The organism is Mesobacillus sp. ABV4_180, assembly GCF_056158485.1.
Map to the genome: position 1 here is coordinate 3,141,680 of NZ_JBSWTJ010000001.1, position 16,814 is coordinate 3,158,493.

The 16,814-nt window shown below is 42.8% G+C and carries 20 protein-coding genes; 4 read left to right on the plus strand and 16 right to left on the minus strand.

The features are described 5' to 3' along the window. Positions 1–88 precede the first annotated feature (88 nt). From ACXAEA_RS16110 to ACXAEA_RS16120, 3 genes are read right to left on the minus strand one after another with little or no spacing between them, the layout of a single operon-like run. Positions 89–1,630 (minus strand): acyl-CoA carboxylase subunit beta, encoded by a 1,542-nt coding sequence (locus ACXAEA_RS16110; RefSeq protein WP_475096889.1) that lies wholly within the window; start codon positions 1,628–1,630, stop codon positions 89–91. A gap of 21 nt (positions 1,631–1,651) precedes the next feature. Then, positions 1,652–1,864, minus strand: coding sequence for an acetyl-CoA carboxylase biotin carboxyl carrier protein subunit (locus tag ACXAEA_RS16115; RefSeq protein ID WP_475096890.1), 213 nt, complete (start codon positions 1,862–1,864; stop codon positions 1,652–1,654). Positions 1,865–1,878: 14 nt separating this feature from the next. Beyond that, complete coding sequence (locus ACXAEA_RS16120) at positions 1,879–3,222, minus strand: acetyl-CoA carboxylase biotin carboxylase subunit (protein ID WP_475096891.1); 1,344 nt, start codon at positions 3,220–3,222, stop codon at positions 1,879–1,881. Positions 3,223–3,481: 259 nt separating this feature from the next. On the opposite strand from ACXAEA_RS16120, the gene ACXAEA_RS16125 reads away from it, so the two are divergent. Next, a complete protein-coding gene (locus tag ACXAEA_RS16125) occupies positions 3,482–3,955 on the plus strand; it encodes an N-acetyltransferase (protein WP_475096892.1) in 474 nt (157 codons plus the stop codon). A 102-nt stretch (positions 3,956–4,057) separates the two neighbouring features. Here the strand turns inward: ACXAEA_RS16125 and ACXAEA_RS16130 are convergent, their stop codons facing one another. From ACXAEA_RS16130 to ACXAEA_RS16145, 4 genes are all read right to left on the minus strand, one after another. Continuing rightward, positions 4,058–4,684 carry an RsfA family transcriptional regulator gene (locus ACXAEA_RS16130; RefSeq protein ID WP_475096893.1) on the minus strand — a complete coding sequence of 209 codons (627 nt, stop codon included), beginning with the start codon at positions 4,682–4,684 and terminating at the stop codon, positions 4,058–4,060. A gap of 276 nt (positions 4,685–4,960) precedes the next feature. Then, positions 4,961–5,728, minus strand: a complete 768-nt coding sequence (locus ACXAEA_RS16135) for an enoyl-CoA hydratase/isomerase family protein (RefSeq protein ID WP_475096894.1) — start codon at positions 5,726–5,728, stop codon at positions 4,961–4,963. Between the two features lie 238 nt (positions 5,729–5,966). Beyond that, a complete protein-coding gene (gene rpmF, locus ACXAEA_RS16140) occupies positions 5,967–6,140 on the minus strand; it encodes a 50S ribosomal protein L32 (protein ID WP_041965520.1) in 174 nt (57 codons plus the stop codon). Between the two features lie 79 nt (positions 6,141–6,219). After that, positions 6,220–6,747 carry a YceD family protein gene (locus ACXAEA_RS16145; RefSeq protein WP_475096895.1) on the minus strand — a complete coding sequence of 176 codons (528 nt, stop codon included), beginning with the start codon at positions 6,745–6,747 and terminating at the stop codon, positions 6,220–6,222. A gap of 146 nt (positions 6,748–6,893) precedes the next feature. Here ACXAEA_RS16145 and ACXAEA_RS16150 point away from each other — a divergent pair, with 146 nt between their 5' ends. Further along, positions 6,894–8,114: a nucleotidyltransferase gene (locus tag ACXAEA_RS16150; RefSeq protein WP_475096896.1), complete on the plus strand. Its 1,221-nt coding sequence runs from the start codon at positions 6,894–6,896 to the stop codon at positions 8,112–8,114. Between the two features lie 27 nt (positions 8,115–8,141). Here the strand turns inward: ACXAEA_RS16150 and ACXAEA_RS16155 are convergent, their stop codons facing one another. Beyond that, a complete protein-coding gene (locus ACXAEA_RS16155) occupies positions 8,142–9,167 on the minus strand; it encodes a SepM family pheromone-processing serine protease (RefSeq protein WP_475096897.1) in 1,026 nt (341 codons plus the stop codon). Further along, positions 9,164–9,955 (minus strand): patatin-like phospholipase family protein, encoded by a 792-nt coding sequence (locus ACXAEA_RS16160; RefSeq protein ID WP_475096898.1) that lies wholly within the window; start codon positions 9,953–9,955, stop codon positions 9,164–9,166. The genes ACXAEA_RS16155 and ACXAEA_RS16160 overlap by 4 nt, the downstream gene beginning before the upstream one ends. A gap of 251 nt (positions 9,956–10,206) precedes the next feature. On the opposite strand from ACXAEA_RS16160, the gene ylbJ reads away from it, so the two are divergent. Next, complete coding sequence (gene ylbJ, locus ACXAEA_RS16165) at positions 10,207–11,430, plus strand: sporulation integral membrane protein YlbJ (protein WP_475098146.1); 1,224 nt, start codon at positions 10,207–10,209, stop codon at positions 11,428–11,430. Positions 11,431–11,448: 18 nt separating this feature from the next. Here ylbJ and coaD read toward each other — a convergent pair whose 3' ends face one another. The 3 genes from coaD to ACXAEA_RS16180 all read right to left on the minus strand — a co-directional run bounded on the left by coaD (position 11,449) and on the right by ACXAEA_RS16180 (position 14,215). Beyond that, on the minus strand, positions 11,449–11,940 hold the full coding sequence (coaD, locus tag ACXAEA_RS16170; protein ID WP_475096899.1) for a pantetheine-phosphate adenylyltransferase: 492 nt from the start codon (positions 11,938–11,940) through the stop codon (positions 11,449–11,451). Continuing rightward, positions 11,941–12,513: a 16S rRNA (guanine(966)-N(2))-methyltransferase RsmD gene (gene rsmD, locus ACXAEA_RS16175; protein WP_475096900.1), complete on the minus strand. Its 573-nt coding sequence runs from the start codon at positions 12,511–12,513 to the stop codon at positions 11,941–11,943. It lies immediately after the preceding gene. A 298-nt stretch (positions 12,514–12,811) separates the two neighbouring features. Further along, complete coding sequence (locus ACXAEA_RS16180) at positions 12,812–14,215, minus strand: hypothetical protein (RefSeq protein ID WP_475096901.1); 1,404 nt, start codon at positions 14,213–14,215, stop codon at positions 12,812–12,814. A gap of 157 nt (positions 14,216–14,372) precedes the next feature. Between ACXAEA_RS16180 and ACXAEA_RS16185 the strand changes: the two genes are divergently transcribed. After that, positions 14,373–14,762 carry a DUF7147 family protein gene (locus ACXAEA_RS16185; RefSeq protein ID WP_475096902.1) on the plus strand — a complete coding sequence of 130 codons (390 nt, stop codon included), beginning with the start codon at positions 14,373–14,375 and terminating at the stop codon, positions 14,760–14,762. Between the two features lie 76 nt (positions 14,763–14,838). Here ACXAEA_RS16185 and ACXAEA_RS16190 read toward each other — a convergent pair whose 3' ends face one another. The 4 genes from ACXAEA_RS16190 to ylbD form a co-directional block, all read right to left on the minus strand. After that, on the minus strand, positions 14,839–15,114 hold the full coding sequence (locus ACXAEA_RS16190) for a YlbG family protein (RefSeq protein ID WP_475096903.1): 276 nt from the start codon (positions 15,112–15,114) through the stop codon (positions 14,839–14,841). A 263-nt stretch (positions 15,115–15,377) separates the two neighbouring features. After that, the gene (locus ACXAEA_RS16195; protein ID WP_475096904.1) at positions 15,378–15,821 is read right to left on the minus strand and encodes a YlbF/YmcA family competence regulator; all 444 of its coding nucleotides are present in this window, start codon (positions 15,819–15,821) and stop codon (positions 15,378–15,380) included. A 169-nt stretch (positions 15,822–15,990) separates the two neighbouring features. Then, positions 15,991–16,230, minus strand: a complete 240-nt coding sequence (locus ACXAEA_RS16200) for a YlbE-like family protein (RefSeq protein ID WP_475096905.1) — start codon at positions 16,228–16,230, stop codon at positions 15,991–15,993. A gap of 13 nt (positions 16,231–16,243) precedes the next feature. Continuing rightward, complete coding sequence (gene ylbD / locus ACXAEA_RS16205) at positions 16,244–16,645, minus strand: spore coat protein YlbD (protein WP_475096906.1); 402 nt, start codon at positions 16,643–16,645, stop codon at positions 16,244–16,246. Positions 16,646–16,814: the final 169 nt, after the last annotated feature.

Consider the following 16,814-nt stretch of genomic DNA (forward strand, 5'->3'; position numbering starts at 1 on the left):
AATGGACATCTGCAATAAATTTCAATAGATTGCATAGAATGTGCAGCTAAAAAATGAAACGGAGATCCTGGAGGACCTCCGTTTTGCATTATACCGGATAGACAGGATGCTTCCTGACTCCGAATTCCATTTCCTTTGTTTCATATAAACGGTATCTCTCAATCAGAGCATTCCTCAAGTCGTTTGCTGCGACGATGTCATCGACGATCAGCTCGGAAGCAAGCTTATAGATATCAATGCTCTCTTTATATTCCTGGTGTTTTTCCTGTACAAACGCAATCTTTTCTTTTGGATCTTCTATTTGATTGATTTTGTTTGAATACACTGCATTCACTGCTGCTTCCGGTCCCATGACTGCAATCTGTGCAGTCGGAAGGGCGATACAGCAATCCGGTTCGAATGCAGGACCCGCCATTGCATATAAACCTGCTCCGTATGCTTTACGGACGATGACAGATATTTTCGGAACAGTGGCAGAGCTCATCGCCGCAATCAGCTTCGCACCGTGACGGATGATACCCGCTCTTTCGACCTTCGTTCCAATCATGAAGCCCGGCACATCTGCAAGGAACAGCAATGGAATATGGAAAGCATCGCAAAGCTGGATAAATTTCGCCGCCTTGTCTGCAGAATCGACGAACAAGACACCACCTTTTACCTTCGGCTGGTTCGCAATGATTCCAACCGCTCTGCCGTCGATGCGTGCAAGCCCTGTGATGATTTCAGGTGCGAACAGCTTTTTGATTTCAAAGAAACTTCCTTCGTCAATCAGCGCATCAATGCCCTCATACATATCGAACGGAGCATTTTGATTCAGCGGAACAATCTCTTCGAGGCTTCTTCCTGCTTTTGGAGCAACCCCTTCAATCACTTCCGTTTTCGTTTTGAAACTGGCAGGGAAGTAGCTCAAATACTTCTGTGCTGCTTGGATCGCTTCTTCCTCACTATATACAAGCATATCGCCTACACCGCTAACAGAGCAGTGCATGCGTGCGCCGCCCATTTCCTCAAGGGTTACCTTTTCACCGATGACCTTTTCAGCCATCCTCGGAGACCCAAGATACATGGATGCATTCTGATCAACCATGATCACGATATCGCAGAAAGCAGGAATATACGCTCCGCCAGCTGCCGACGGTCCGAATAGAAGACAAATCTGTGGAATCATACCGGACATTTTTACCTGATTGTAAAAAATCTTCCCTGCACCGCGTCGATTCGGGAACATATCCAGCTGGTCTGTGATCCGGGCACCGGCTGAATCCACTAGGTACAGTAAAGGAACCTTAAGCTTCTCAGCTGTTTCCTGAATCCTTATGATCTTTTCCACCGTTCTGGCACCCCATGAACCTGCTTTAACGGTTGAGTCATTCGCCATCACACATACTGTCTGTCCGCCTATTTTACCGATTGCGGTCACTACGCCATCCGCCGGCAGGTCTCCCGCCTGGAAATTGGCGAACTTGCCATCTTCTTCATAAATTCCGCCATCAAATAAAAGATTCAAGCGCTCACGCACGAACAACTTATTCTGTTCAGCCAGCTTCTCATGATATTTCGGATGGCCGCCAGATTCTACTTGTTTAGCTTTTTCTTGTAATGTATCTGCTAATGTTTTTGCCGTAGTCATTTTTCCCCTCCTAAAATACTATTATTCCAATACAAGCAGGACATCGCCTTCATTTACGAAATCACCGATGTTCACCTTAACCTCGGCAACCTTTCCTGCACCCTGGCTCTCAACCGGGATTTCCATTTTCATAGATTCAAGCATCAATACTTCCTGTCCTTCTGTTACTGAATCACCTGATGCCACCATAACATTCAAAACAGTACCTGCCATATTTGCTGTAATTTCTCTCATCTTCTTTTCCTCCTCTATTTGGATGCCAATTTTCTTTCTGTTAAGTATGAGGTTGTATAATTACCGGACTGAAAGCCCTCTTCACTCAAAATTTCTGCGAATAACGGTGCATTTGACTTAATGCCTTCCAATTTCAGTGATGCAAAAAACTCCTGTGCCCGCTGGATCGCCTCAGCTCTTGTCTTACCTCCAACAATACATTTTGCGACCATTGGGTCATAAAATGGGGTCACGGTTGAACCAGATTCATAGCCGGCATCAACTCGGATTCCATCTGCAGCTACCCAAGAAAATTCACTGATTTTCCCTGGTGATGGCAGAAACCTGACTGGGTCTTCGGCGTACAGGCGAAATTCAATCGCACAGCCAGCCTTTTCAATTTCATCCTGCAGCAATGGCAGCTTTTCTCCACGTGCAACAAGAATTTGCCACTTCACCAGGTCAAGTCCAGTGATTGTTTCAGTTACTGGGTGTTCAACCTGAAGCCGGGTGTTCATCTCCAAAAAATAAAAGTTTTCATTTTCATCCACAATGAACTCGACAGTGCCAGCGTTCACATAATCCATTGCCTTCGCCGCTTTAACAGCAGTTTCATACATCCTCTGGCGTGCAACTTCTTTCAAGAACGGCGAAGGAGCTTCCTCGACAACTTTCTGGTGGCGCCTTTGGATTGAACAGTCGCGCTCAAACAAATGCACATGGTTGCCGTGAGAATCACCAAAAACCTGTACCTCTACATGGCGGGCGTTATTGATGTATTTTTCAATGAAAACTTCATCGCTGCCGAAATAAGCTTTTGCTCTCCCTTTTGTTGATTCGAAATTCTTAGTGAGCGCTTGCTCATTTTCACAAAGCACCATTCCGATGCCGCCCCCGCCTCCGCTGGCTTTCAGCATGACCGGATAGCCGATTTCAGCAGCAAGCTCAACAGCTTCCTCTAAAGTCTTTAGGCCGAGATCACTTCCAGGCACGACGGGAACACCTGCTTTTTCCATCGTCGATCTCGCGATAATCTTGTCTCCCATTTTTTCAATCGTATCCGGAGCTGGGCCGATAAAGCTCAGGCCTGCTTCTTCCACCTTTCGGGCAAAATCAGCATTCTCCGATAAAAAGCCATAGCCGGGATGGATGCCGTCTACATTCTCAGCTTTAGCAATTCTTAATATTTCTTCTGCATTAAGATAGGATTTTTGGACAGGCGGTTCCCCGATCCTGAACGAAGTGTCAGCTTCTTTCACAAATGGCAGACCCTGGTCAGCATCTGAATAGACAGCCACTGTTTCAATACCGAGTTCACGGCAAGTGCGGATGATTCGAAGCGCTATTTCTCCCCTGTTTGCAATTAATATTTTTTGCACGCTGTTTCCCCTTTCCCGTAAAAAAATACGCTCACTTTATAAAATTCTACAATATTCTGTTTTTTTCCTGCAAAAATTGGAACCGCTTTCTAAAATTCAAATGCAGAATTTTTTATGTTTTTATAATATAATAAAAATAAGATTAAAAAAACAAATATATTCGGCTGCCTTATTACAGCGTATTTTTTTGGGTATATATCTATACATGTCTTTTTTCAAAGACAATGAACTAACGGCGGCTTGATCGGGGGATTGCTTTATGGCAAATAAAGTGGAAAAATTAAAAATCAATTATAAGACATTAGAAGAATTCAAGAAATTCAGGGAATATGGGCACCAGGAACTTTCAATGCTTGAAGACCTTGAAGCAAACATCGTGGAAAACGACAGTGATTCGCCTTTTTACGGAATTTACTTCGGCGACAAGCTCGTTGCCCGTATGAGTCTTTATCAGGTAAAAAAGCAGTTCGACCGCTATTTCGAGCCTGCACAGGATTACCTGGAACTATGGAAACTTGAAGTACTGCCAGATTACCAGGGCAAAGGTTATGGCAAATCGCTGGTTGAATTCGCAAAAGGGTTCGGCCTGCCGATTAAAACAAATCCCAGAGTAAAATCACAGGATTTCTGGGATAAGATGGGCTTCACACCTGTACAGTATGATGTTGAACGGGACCGCGGCGAAAATCCGCTTGTATGGTACCCAGCAGGCGTGACAGAACAACTGCAATAAGCAAAGCGCGTTGGAGCTGCACATTTCTCGAAGTGAAATCTATACTTTCTTATTTCTTAATAAAACTGCGCCTGCCGAATCACGGCAGGCGCTTCTTGTAGCCTATTTTTCAACCTTCTCAAGATTTCCTTTTCCTTCAAGCTGGAAGTTGAGTTTTGGCTGTTTTTCTTCATCTTTTGGGCCTACTCTTTTCCTCGCCCGCTCCATAATGTCAATCAAGGCTCTATAATCTTCTTCCATTGACTTTAATTGAGTTTCTAATTTTTCATTTTCAGCAGACAAGTAATAGATTTGCTTTTCGAGGCCCCGAATCTTTTCTTTTTGCTCATCCAGGCTTTGCTGGCTTCTTGCAGTTCCTGCTTTTTCATGAAGGTCATCGAGATATTGCTTCACTTTCTCCAAACTCAAATCAGATTGTTTCACTTCAGGTGCCTGTGCTGGCATTGGAGCCTCATTTACCGGTTGGGCTTTATCCGCTCCAACCTCAGGCTTTATTTGTTTTTTTGTTTCCTTGCGCTGTTTCTTGGCCAGCTCAATACCAGATTTATATTGTTTTCTCACATATGAATTCCAGCGGAAACCGCAGGCAGCAGCAGTCCTTGAAAGCTGTTTCCCCACTTCCTCAAACGCTTTTAATTGAGTACCGCCCTCGCGGATATTGCGCAAAACTACTTCAGCCAGCAATAAATCTTCGTCTTGTGACCAGGCATCCTGACGAGTTAATGGCATCAGAAAATCCCTCCTATTGTTTTTTATTCATTCATATGCATCTAATAGGAAAGATAGACTGATATCATCCAATACCCTGCTAATTATTTTTTATTTTTTGGCTCTGTTAAATTTGGCTGTTGATTTTCGTTCCAGGCGCTTCGCTTTCCGCGGGCAGTCTGGGAGCCTCCTCGGCGCTTACGCGCCTGCGGGGTCTCCCATGACTTGCTCATCCCGCAGGAGTCTTCGCGACTTCCACTACAATCAACAGGTAATAAAAGTCACCGTTAGGCAATATCAGAGCCTATTTTTTTTGCTCATGAATTCATCGACTTTCCGGTGATGGGCTTCATCCTCCCATAACACGGCACATTTTGCCGCTTCTTCTTCCATACGCTCTCTCATGGATAAAAGCTCCCATCTTTTATTTATCAGAGATTTATATGCCTCCAGTACTGCTACTTCCTTTTTAAACCCATCATTTAAAAATGAGAGACAGGCATCCAATCCAGACTCATTATAGATATCATGAAGAAAACCAAAATCAAGCAAATCATCGGCAGTATGCACCTTCGCATCAATGAGTAATTTCAGTGCGATATTCTGAGGAAGCTTTTCTAGCAGGATTGAGCCTCCACCCCACCCAGTTGTAATAGCCAGACTGCCTTGAATAAATCCAGCTTTAATTCCCTTTTTTCCAATTCGGAAATCACAGGCAGAGGCAATTTCACAGCCTCCTCCAACAGCTGACCCATTAAGGATAGCGATTGTAGGTTTTCGGAGTACTAGAAGTTTATACAGGATTCCAGCCATCCTTGAGAGCATCCCATACGCCTGCTCCTCCGATTTAAGGAGATGAAAGGCTGATAAATCCCCCCCTGAACAAAAAGCCTGATCTCCTGTACCAGTAATCGCAAAAAACTTGATATCCTCTTCTCCAGCCAAATCAAGTGCCTTTTCGAGTCCGGACATCACATCGAAATCAATGGCGTTTCTCCGATCTGGCCTGTTGATCGTAAATAGCAGTACTCCACCTTTTTCTTTTGAAATTATGTATGAATTCATCATCGCCCTCCTCAAAATACTAGTCCTATAAATTTTAACAATATTCCGGAAAATATAAATCAAAAACATTTTCATACAAGAACAAAAAGCGCACGCGCCTCGTTCAGCCCCGTCAAGCGCTGGAGCTAGATTAAGATTACTACATGCAGTTATACACTACTGAACATTTTTATAATTTCCTATACAACAAAAAAAAGCACAGGAATGCAGATGCATCCTGTGCTTTTCCCTGAGAAAATTAGTTGTTTACAACTTCTTTTCCTTTGTATGTTCCGCAAGCTTTGCACACACGGTGAGCAAGTTTCATTTCACCGCAGTTAGGGCATGCTACCATACCCGGAACTTGTAATTTAAAATGAGTACGGCGTTTTCTTTTCGCAGTTTTAGACGTTCTTCTAAATGGTACAGCCATTCTTCCCACCTCCTTAAAAGGAATAAGAAAGTTTATGAAGGCCAGTCCAACCCGGACCTTCACGCTCTTTTTTAATCGGTTAGTCAGAGGAACCCTTAGAGTCCTCAAAGAATTTTGCAAGTCCAGCAAGACGGGGATCAAGTTTTTCGGATTTCTCCTTTTCCTCGATTACTTCCCAATCCTTACCTGACTGGGGTGCGCCTCTTTCCTGATCGGCGCTATCATCACAGAAAACCTGCATTGGAACTTCCAGTAGCAGAATCTCCCTGATGATTGGTTCAAGATCAATGACATCGCCATTTACTTGATGAACTTCCTCGTCAGCCTCGTAGTCGTGGCTATTTAACATGAAAGTTTCAGTGGTTTCAACATCAATTGGATATTTAACGTCAACCAGCGTCCGTGAACAAGGCAGGATTAGATGGCCTTCAATCCGAATATGGAATGTCACTCTCGTGGCACTTATGTCCGCCCTTCCAGTGAGATGGATAGGAGAGACAACACGGATTGTTGGATCTGTTTCCTTAATCGAATCCATCCGGACAACGTCGTCGATCAGAAAGTCCTTGTTTCGATGTTTTTGTATCTGACTTAGTGTCCATTTCATAGAATCACCCCAAGGCAACAAAGGTAATTATAGCCCTTCGCATAATCATTTGTCAATATTTTTTCTTTACACTATAATTTACATAAATACTTGAATTTAAACTTCCAAGCAATGCAATATCCATCTTAACACGAAGGAGGGCAATAATGAAAGCTGTTGGTGTCGTAGTTGAATATAATCCTTTTCATAATGGCCATTTATTCCATCTTGAACAGGCAAAGGAACAGTCTGGTGCCGATATTGCCATCGCAGCCATGAGTGGAAATTTCCTGCAGCGAGGGGAGCCTGCCCTTATCTCGAAATGGGCGAGGACGAAAATGGCATTGGCTGCAGGTGTTGATCTCGTATTCGAACTCCCCTATCGCTTTGCAACCCAGCATGCAGAAACCTTTGCTGAAGGTGCTGTCTCAATCCTCTCAGCAGCTGGCTGCCACTCACTTTGCTTTGGAAGTGAATCCGGCGATTTGGAAGCCTTCAAACGGACGATCACCTTTCTGGAAGAGAACAATGAACCTTTCCAGGATAAAATTAAATATTACGCGGGCGAAGGATACAGTTATCCCAAATCAATCGCACTCAGCTTCCAATCATTATCACCATCCGAAAATTACATCGACATATCAAAGCCAAATAACATTCTTGGTCTTCTTTACATACAAGCAATAATCAGGCAGAATAGCACGATGCAAGCCGAAACCATTACAAGAAAAAATGCCGGGTACCATGATGAACATTTTGCTTCTGCAACAATTGCGAGCGCTACAAGCATCCGCAAGGCCCTGTTTGGAGCAGAAGGGGAAATAGAAACAATTAAACAGCTCGTTCCAATATCGACCTTCAAAGAATTAATTCATTACAGAGAAGAATATGGCGGATTCCATTCCTGGGAGAATTACTGGCCACTATTGAAGTATAAGCTTCTGCAGAGCAGTCCCAAGGAGCTAAAGGAATATTACGAAGTGGAAGAAGGTCTTGAAAACAGGCTTCTTGCTGCAGCTTCTTCTTCGGAATCATTCCAGGAATATATGGAAGCCATCAAAACGAAACGCTATACGTGGACAAGGCTTCAGAGAGTCTCCCTGCACATCCTGACGAACACGAGAAAACACGAAATGAAAAGCACAAAAAACACGGTAAACTACTTAAGGTTATTAGGAGCAACAGAAAAGGGCCGTACCTACCTGAACTTACAGAAAAAAAAGTTTGGCATCCCGCTTGTGTCCAGGATTTCCGCTTATTCCGACCCGGATCTTCAACTGGATATCAAGGCCTCAAGAATCTATGCTTTAGGGCAAAGCGGCGAAGCTCAGCATCGCCTGCTTTCTCAGGAATTCTCACAGCCTCCCATCATGCTGAAAGATCAATAGTGAAAAAGAAAAAAAAATCAAGCTGATTCAGCTTGATTTTTTCTTTAATTTCTCCAGATAGGATACAGCATCTTCAAATGTATTGACTGGAACGATCTTCATTTTTGTCTTAATATCTTCTGCAGCCATCATTGCCTCTTCGTAATTGGAATCCTTTGCACCTTTTTCATTTGGAGCAAAGAAAATTTCTGCCCCCGCCTTATCAGCTGCGACGACCTTTTGTTGGATCCCGCCAATTTTTCCTACAGTACCATCCGGGCTGATTGTCCCAGTACCGGCAATTTGATAGCCTTTTGTTAAATCTTCCTCAGTCAACTGGTTGTAAATTTCCAACGAGAACATCAAACCTGCGGATGGACCGCCGATTTCTTCAGACTGGACTGCAACATCAGGTTCAACCTCTATTTCTTTGTCATCTACTAGCTGGATTCCGACTACAGGGCGGCCGCTGCCGTCATCAAGAGCTTTGAGCGGTAATTCAACATGGTTCGTCTTGCCATTGCGTTTGTACGCAAGCTCGACGATATCCCCAGGCTTTTTCGAACTGATGTAGTCAATAAATTCTTCAGACGACTTAAATTCATTTCCATCTACTTCAAAGACAAGATCCCCTGGCATTAGCTTCCCTTCAGCAGGCATGCCTTCCATGATCCTCAGCACATAGACTCCCTTATATGTATATTTTACAGGAATACCAGCTTTTTTATAGGCAACCTCTATCGCCAAAGTCTTTGAATTATCCATCATGTGAAGCTGGCGGATGTTATATTCTTCATCTGATTCATTCTCCGCCCTGATATCTTCAACAGGATATAATTCCTGATATTTGCTCAGCTTGGCAATGATATACGCGTAAATATTCGCCCGGCCCATCCTGACGGTCGTAAGCATGAAGCTTCCTTCTTCTTCATAACCGCCTTCAACCTCGATGATCGGCTCAAGCTCTTTTGCCATACCTGGTTTTGAAACATAATAAGGCAAGTAATAAAAAGCGCTTGCCATTAATAGTACAGCTGCCAATATAGACAGCCTGATAGAAGTTCTTCTGCTCATTCTTCGTGGGACTCCTTCCATTGCTCAATACACTGTCTAATCTTATCAATATGCTTCTTTGCTTCCTCTTCACCAATCGAAATAATTTCTTCTATATTAGTGAAAGCTTTTGAATTATACATTTCAACTCTTGGCCTGATCATCACATCAGAAGCCACTTCACGATTAGCAACCAGCTCCATTTGCATGATATCAATACTCTGCATGATAACATCAAAAATCGATGTGACATCCACATTTATCTTCACGCTGGAAACATCGACAGCAATGACGATATCAGCCCCCATCTCCTTCGCGACTGAGACAGGAATCCTGTCGACAACTCCCCCATCGACAAACAACCTTCCACCTAATTTTTCAGGCACAAATATTCCAGGGATCGCGATGCTCGCCCTTACCGCTTCCGCAACAGGGCCACTCTTGAAAACAACCTTTTCACCTGACATCAAATCTGTAGCTACAATTCCAATCGGGATATCCAACTCTTCAATCCTTTTTCCATGTGTAAATATCCTGATCAGCTCTTTTACCCTTTTTCCAGCGATAAACCCCATTTTCGGCACCGTAAAATCAAGGTAATATTTACGTTTAAAAACACGGGAAAGCTTATAAAGCCGGTCAACGTCAAGGCCGGCACCATAAAACGATGCCACAAGTGCACCCATGCTGCTCCCTGAAATCAAATCAATCGGGATTCCTTCATCCCGCAATACCTTTATTACACCCAGATGGGCAAATCCTCGTGCACCGCCTGAACCAAGGGCTAAACCTACCTTTGGGCTTGCCAAAGCTTATTCCTCCCTCAAAACCGTAATTTTATCCACACCTGCTAAACTTGGTCTAATTTGTAGTTCAGCGAGTATATTGATTTATATGAGGACAAGGCTGACAATTCAACATTATTTTTATCAATTTTTACTGCTGTTTAAATAACTCAATCAACAGAGGATGGAAAAAACCTCCACTGAAAAGATTCTCTTTATTTTACCATTGATTAATGAAGTTTTACAGCAACAGACCGTTGGAGGGAGGATGAATGGTGTTAAAATCCAAGTTAAAAACGCTTTTTCTTGCAGCTTCGGTCACGCTGATGGCTGTTTCGCTCATATCATTTCCGCAAGAATCCTTTGACGCATCGATTAGAGGATTGAATATGTGGTGGGAAATCGTCTTCCCTTCGCTCCTTCCCTTTTTCATCGTGTCTGAAATGCTGATTGGATTCGGGGTAGTCCGCTTCATCGGTGTCCTACTCGAACCTTTGATGAGACCATTGTTCAAGGTCCCCGGTGTAGGAGGGTTTGTATGGGCCATGGGCATGGCTTCAGGGTATCCCGCAGGGGCAAAGCTGACGGCACGACTTAGGCAGGAAGGTCAATTGACGAAAGTGGAAGCTGAAAGGCTAGTATCTTTCACCAATTCATCCAATCCTCTGTTTATCTTCGGGGCTGTTTCAGTGGGGTTCTTTTATAATGTCCAGCTGGGTATCATTCTTGCTCTGGCACACTATCTTGGAAACATCAGTGTGGGGCTGATCATGAGATTCTACGGTAAAAATGAAGAAAATTCAAAAAATGAAAAAGAAAGAAAGCTTTCCATCAGAGACGCATTTGTGGCGCTGCACAGGACACGCATTAAAGATAATCGGCCGATTGGAAAGCTTCTCGGCGACGCCGTCATGTCTTCCATCCAGACTCTATTAATGATTGGCGGATTCATCATTCTTTTTTCTGTCATCAACAAACTATTATTTCACCTGCATATTACGGCCTTTTTGGCAAAATTCATCGAAACGGCACTTGTTATGCTTGGTATGACTGAATTACTTAGCATGCCCTATATCTCAGGACTTTTCGAGATTACACTGGGCAGCCAGATGACCAGCCAGGTTCAGGATGCGACTTTAATGCATCAGGCTGTCATTACGAGCTTCATTCTCGCCTTCAGCGGATTCAGCGTACAGGCGCAGGTTGCAAGCATCCTTGCCCAGACTGACATTCGCTTCCAGCCTTTCTTCTTTGCGAGAATCCTGCATGGTTTTTTTGCCGCTTTTTATGCGTTCATCCTTTGGGAGCCGGTGTATGAGCGATTCTTTGAAGATGGGCAGCCGTCGAATGCACTTCCAGTAATGGAATATCTGACATCTGAAGGCACTCGCCTTGCCGACGTTCATGGCATGATGGCAGCAGCCGGACCGCTCATAACAATCGGAAGCCTGATTTTATATGTTATGCTGATTGGAAAACGCATACTGAAAGAACAATAACGGGCAGATATCTGCCCGTTATTGTTTATTCTCATTGAATTTTTTCAGCAATGCTTCTTCTACCTGAACTGGAACAAGCTCGGAAATTTTCCCTTCGTACTTTGCTACTTCTTTTACAATACTTGAACTCAAGAATGAATACTGGTTGTTTGTCATGATGAAAAAGGTCTCGATTTGATCATTCAATACTCTGTTCATGGAAGTAATCTGCATTTCATATTCAAAATCAGAAACGGCTCGCAGGCCCCGGATTATGGCATTCGCATTTACACTTTTTGCGTATTCGACCAGCAATCCCTGGAATGAGTCGACTTTCACGTTCGGGATATGCTTTGTCACCTCATCGATCAATTCAATTCTTTCCTCTACCGTAAACAACGGTTTCTTTGAAGAATTATTCAATACTACAACATAAAGCTCGTCGAAAACCTTGGCAGCCCTTGTTATGATGTCTAAATGACCATATGTAATCGGATCGAAACTGCCTGGACATACAGCAACCCTTGCCACTTATTCTTCCCCCTCATCTTCAGTATTAAGCTTATATAGTGTTATGCCGATAATTCCATATTTCTCATTCCTTGTTTGCTTTAACCCTCCCAGTTTTTCCGGCAGAGCAATGTCGGAAGCATGTTCGCAAACAATCAGTCCGTCATTATGGACCAGGTTCTCATTGTCGATCATTTCAAGCAGCTTGACCAGCTGCTGTTTTTTATAAGGAGGATCTAAAAATATGTAATCGAAAACAAGATCTCTTTTTTGAATGGCTTTAAGAGCCCTTACGGCATCATTCCGGTAAACTTCGGCTCGGTCTTCTAGGTCACAAGACTTAAGATTTTCGTTGACGATATGAATCGCTTTCCCTTCACGGTCTACAAAAATGACTTTTTCAAGTCCCCTGCTCAATGCTTCAATCCCGAGACCTCCGCTTCCGGCAAACAAATCCAGTCCAAGCCCTCCGCTAAAATAAGGCCCGATCATATTGAATAAGGATTCCTTCACTTTATCAGTCGTAGGCCGTGTAGACGTACCGGGTACCGCTTTCAATATACGGCCCTTTAAATCTCCTGATACAACTCTCATTTTATGTACTCCTCAATTCTGCAAATTACTCCCTTATCCTACCACACAAACAAAAAATTAACCAAACAAGTGTATAACCCTTCCTTTTATGGAAATAATGAAAAATAACAACATCAATTCGAGGATGTTGTTGCCAACCGCGGAGAAGACTTACGTTTCCCCATAAGTTCTTCCTCCGGTTTCTCCTCTCCCTTTGCCTTCTATCCTGTGAAAGGGATGTAGAAGGACCCTGCAGAATCTGCAGGGCTTTTTTTTTGAAAAATCCCAGTGGCCAACATGATTGTTTTACATAGTATTTTTAAAAAGAAAGTGCAATACTATCTTGGCTCTCAATTACTGACACATTGAAGATCGCATTCAGCCAATGCCGTTCAATGAACAGAGTGCCCTGGATGTTGTGAAATGGATTTTCAAGGAGACCAAAGCTTTTGCCATTATGAATGAATATCTTATTCTTCAGGTTAAAAGAGTATCTGCTGCCCTCTGATGAAATTTCAATCGATTGCATGCCAGGGCCTGATTCTGTTTTGAATCCTAATGTTCCCATCGTTTGCGCTAAAGGAAAAAGCTTTTTATCCCCTTTATTGATTACATCAAGTTGATCCATTTGTGCCCCGTTCACCACTACGCTCCTGTTTTCGACGAAAAGCAACGGAAATACACGCGAGCCATCCTGTCTGTTCTCAGAAAAGAATTTCGTTTTCATGCCTTTAATAGAAAATAGATATTGATCAAGGATATCAAGTTCAATATTACTAGTTTCATCGGAAATTTGATTGATAAATTCACCTAGCTCAGCTTGAGTTAGTGTGCTTTTAAGCTCCTTAACCATTTCAGCACTTTTCACATTCAAAGGTTTATGTTTTGTAACCAGCGAAGCCAAAGCATCTATAATCCAGCTCTCGGTTGCTGCCAGAGATTCGAATTTCGATGACAGGAATGAAACGGCCAATTGCTGCTCGAGCTCTTTATCCCTTAGTGAGCTTCCAACATGAATGATGCCATTGCCGTGAACCAAGCGGTTACCATCATGTATTACAACTGATAAATGCTGATTGGCTGCAAAAGGTTTCAGGCTGTCAAACTTGTAAATGCCCTTATCCTTTGAGGAAACATAATAATCGATACCCCTTTGTCCGGTATGCCTGGCAAGCGGCTTTTCCTGCCAATAAAGGGATGGATTTGCACCAGTTCCTTCAAAAACATAATATTGCAGGACTTCCGTTTGCTTATACCCTTTTAGCGGAAGTCCTGCAGTCCACGTCCCACCACTGTTAATCTGGTCAACTACCTCTATTCTCGTTTTTGCAACATTCGTATCCTTAAGCAAAACCAGCCAGTCGTTGAGGAGTAAAGCAATACCCGGATCAGCTTCTATGTCATATTCAAATTGAAGCTCATCCACTTCCGAAAAAGTCAGATTCCCTTCCTCGCATGGTTTTTCATCTGAAAGTGTACATTTAACCTCAGAAACTTGAGAGGGAATAGCAGCGCTATATTTTCGATTGACCCCAAGATTACTGAATTCCTGGCTGATTTTTAGTCCACGCTCTTCTATTTTCACAGTTACTGCTAGATTAATGTTTTCCTCTGGTTTAGATGATTTTGCTTGATTATTGGAAAAGGCAATCCATTGCCAAAGCATTGTCGCAATAATTATTAAGGAAAACCCTGTTATTAATAGGATGGAAACTTTTCTCATTGTCTGACTCTCCAATCTCTTACTACTAATAAAATAGCAAAAACACAGCTGTTGGGTAAGACAAATTTTGAAAATAGTTTTAACCTGGTATGCCTTCAAATTTGTTGCGGTAAATGATAAAGTATGATGGAACGAATGTTGGAAGGGGAAATTCAAATTGATTCAGCGTTTTATCGAGCTGGGAGAAGGATATTCAGATCTTTATGAACTGATTGAAACAGCAAAAGCCAATCGCCATCGCCTGATGCACTTAATGGCGATCCATACAAAAATTGGGGAGAAAGAGGTCAGTTCCCTTGTTGTTGTCCTGAAGCCAACCAATCCAGGGAATTTCCAGGCACTCTATGTTTGCCGGGAAGGAATTCCTAACCCGCATGTCCTGAAAAACAAAAGATTTGATCTGTTCGCAGAGCTTGCTGCCGACCTGGACAAAATTATTATCGAATTCGACGCAAAGCCATCAGCCGTGTTTGCCGAAAAAGAGCTATATTATCAATATTTAATAGGAATTTTAAGGCTTAACCACTATATTCCTCCGCTTCAATAACAGTTTACGGCATAGAAAAAGGTGAGGATTTCCCTCACCCTTTTCTTTATTCCAAGCGGGGAAAACAGCCCGCTTTCTATATTCCCATTTTATAATCATATTCCTTTGCTTTGTCAGGGGAAGAGTTTTCGAATTCCATCTTTAAGAATGGTTTATAGGAAGGTTCCACCTTTTTAACAAACGAATATGAACTGATTTTCTCCATTAGTGCCTCTGCCTCGTCCATGTTGCAGTAGATTACGGCATATTTCAGTCTTTTTGAGACAAAATGAACATTACCAAACCTTCTGAGCATCTTGGCTTGTTTTAGAGAATATAGCCAGACGATGATTCCCTGCCTTTGTCCTATCATACATTTTTCCCCTTCGGTAAACGTTTGCTTTGTACTAGTCTAGCATACAAAAACCAGTATTTTCAATCATCTATGTTCTTTTCAAAAACTTTTTTGCATTAACTCTGTTCAATTAGACAGTTGATTTCCGTTCTAGGGGCTTCGCTTTCCGCGGGCAGTCTGGGAGCCTCCTCGGCGCTTGACAGGATATTCCAGCCTCATTAGACTGCTTCTAAATATGGTAAAAAATAAAAAGCATGGAATCCATGCTTTTTGTAAAATCATTATGCGGAACATCCGCAGCTTCCACCGCTGCCGCAGCCGCCGCTGCATGAGCTTTCAAAGAATGGGTTGCCAGTAGGCACTTTGACACTTTCTGAAACCGACCTGCCGATGATTACGCTAACCTCGTCAAGCAGTCCCTGGAGATCATTCTCTGCTATCTTGAATTCGGCAATCACCTCATCCATATCAAGCTCTCTTTTTACAATGCGGATCTGGCCCATGACTTCTTTATAATCAGGATGATACTTTCCGAAACGCTGGACTTCTTCATACCGTTCCTTCATGTCCACGAACTCACGGATTTTCCTTTGTGTGTCCACATTGTTTTTAACATTATATAAACACTGCCGATAATGCTCGGCAATATCAGATTGCAAAATCATGCTGACAAGTTGTTCAGCTTCTTCCAACAATAAAACTCTTTCTGATGTAACAGCAAGCAATGCTGGCTCACCTCCGACCCCATTTTACCATGAAACTGCCAGAAAAGCTAAATTTTCTGGACCTGACCCCCATGCTGGTGATGGATTCAGCCTTTTTCTTCCTGCCTGACTACTGTGGCTCTCTGTCACTTTAAAAAACAAAGCTCTCTTCACACAGAAGAAAGCTTTGTCATGATTGGGAATTCATGCTTGAGAACATATGCATCATCATCGATGCCATCTGGACACTATTTGAAAATTTCTGGACCTTATGCGGAATCGTTTTTTCAAAATGGTGCAGTGCTGCAATCTGGGCCGAATATATTTCCCGGGGATCTCTGCTCAGTTTCCTGTACCAATTAGGCTGGGCTCGGACGAACTCAATCAATTCCTTATTCGTTCGTAATTGCTCCATGACATCTCTTCTCATTTTCCGCCTCCAATTAATCTTTTCTGAATGAAAATGGGTGACTGGGACCTGAACTGCCTGCTTGTCTTTGGCCGCCTTTATTACCCTGGAATTGTGAAAGCACTCCCTGTATCGCTCCGAGCGCCTGACTGATGTTGTAGATTTGTCCCTGCAATTGTTCAGGATCCATATTTTTAACCGCTCCCATTATGGTACCAATCCAATCCGATTTCGTTTCCGTCTCTTCGCTTTTTTCAGTCTTTTCACTGCTGTTTTTGGTATCCCATTTTGGGTCATCCTCTCCAAGCAAATACCAGTCTTCATATAAATCCTGCCAGGTTGTGTTTCCCTGTCTCACTTCCTGCACCAGCTCTGGATGAGCCTTCACAAATTCCTTGAACTTTTGGACAGAGGGATGAATTTTCTTTTTGGCCATACCTTTCACCTCACAGTGTAACAAATGCCTATAATAGCTTATGAACTTCACCAGGATTGGTGAGAGAATACCCATTAATAAAAGTGGAATATTTCCTATTAATGGAGTATTACTGTTCATCAATGATTTTTAAAGTGATAAAATAAAATACAGAAATCACTAAGGCTTT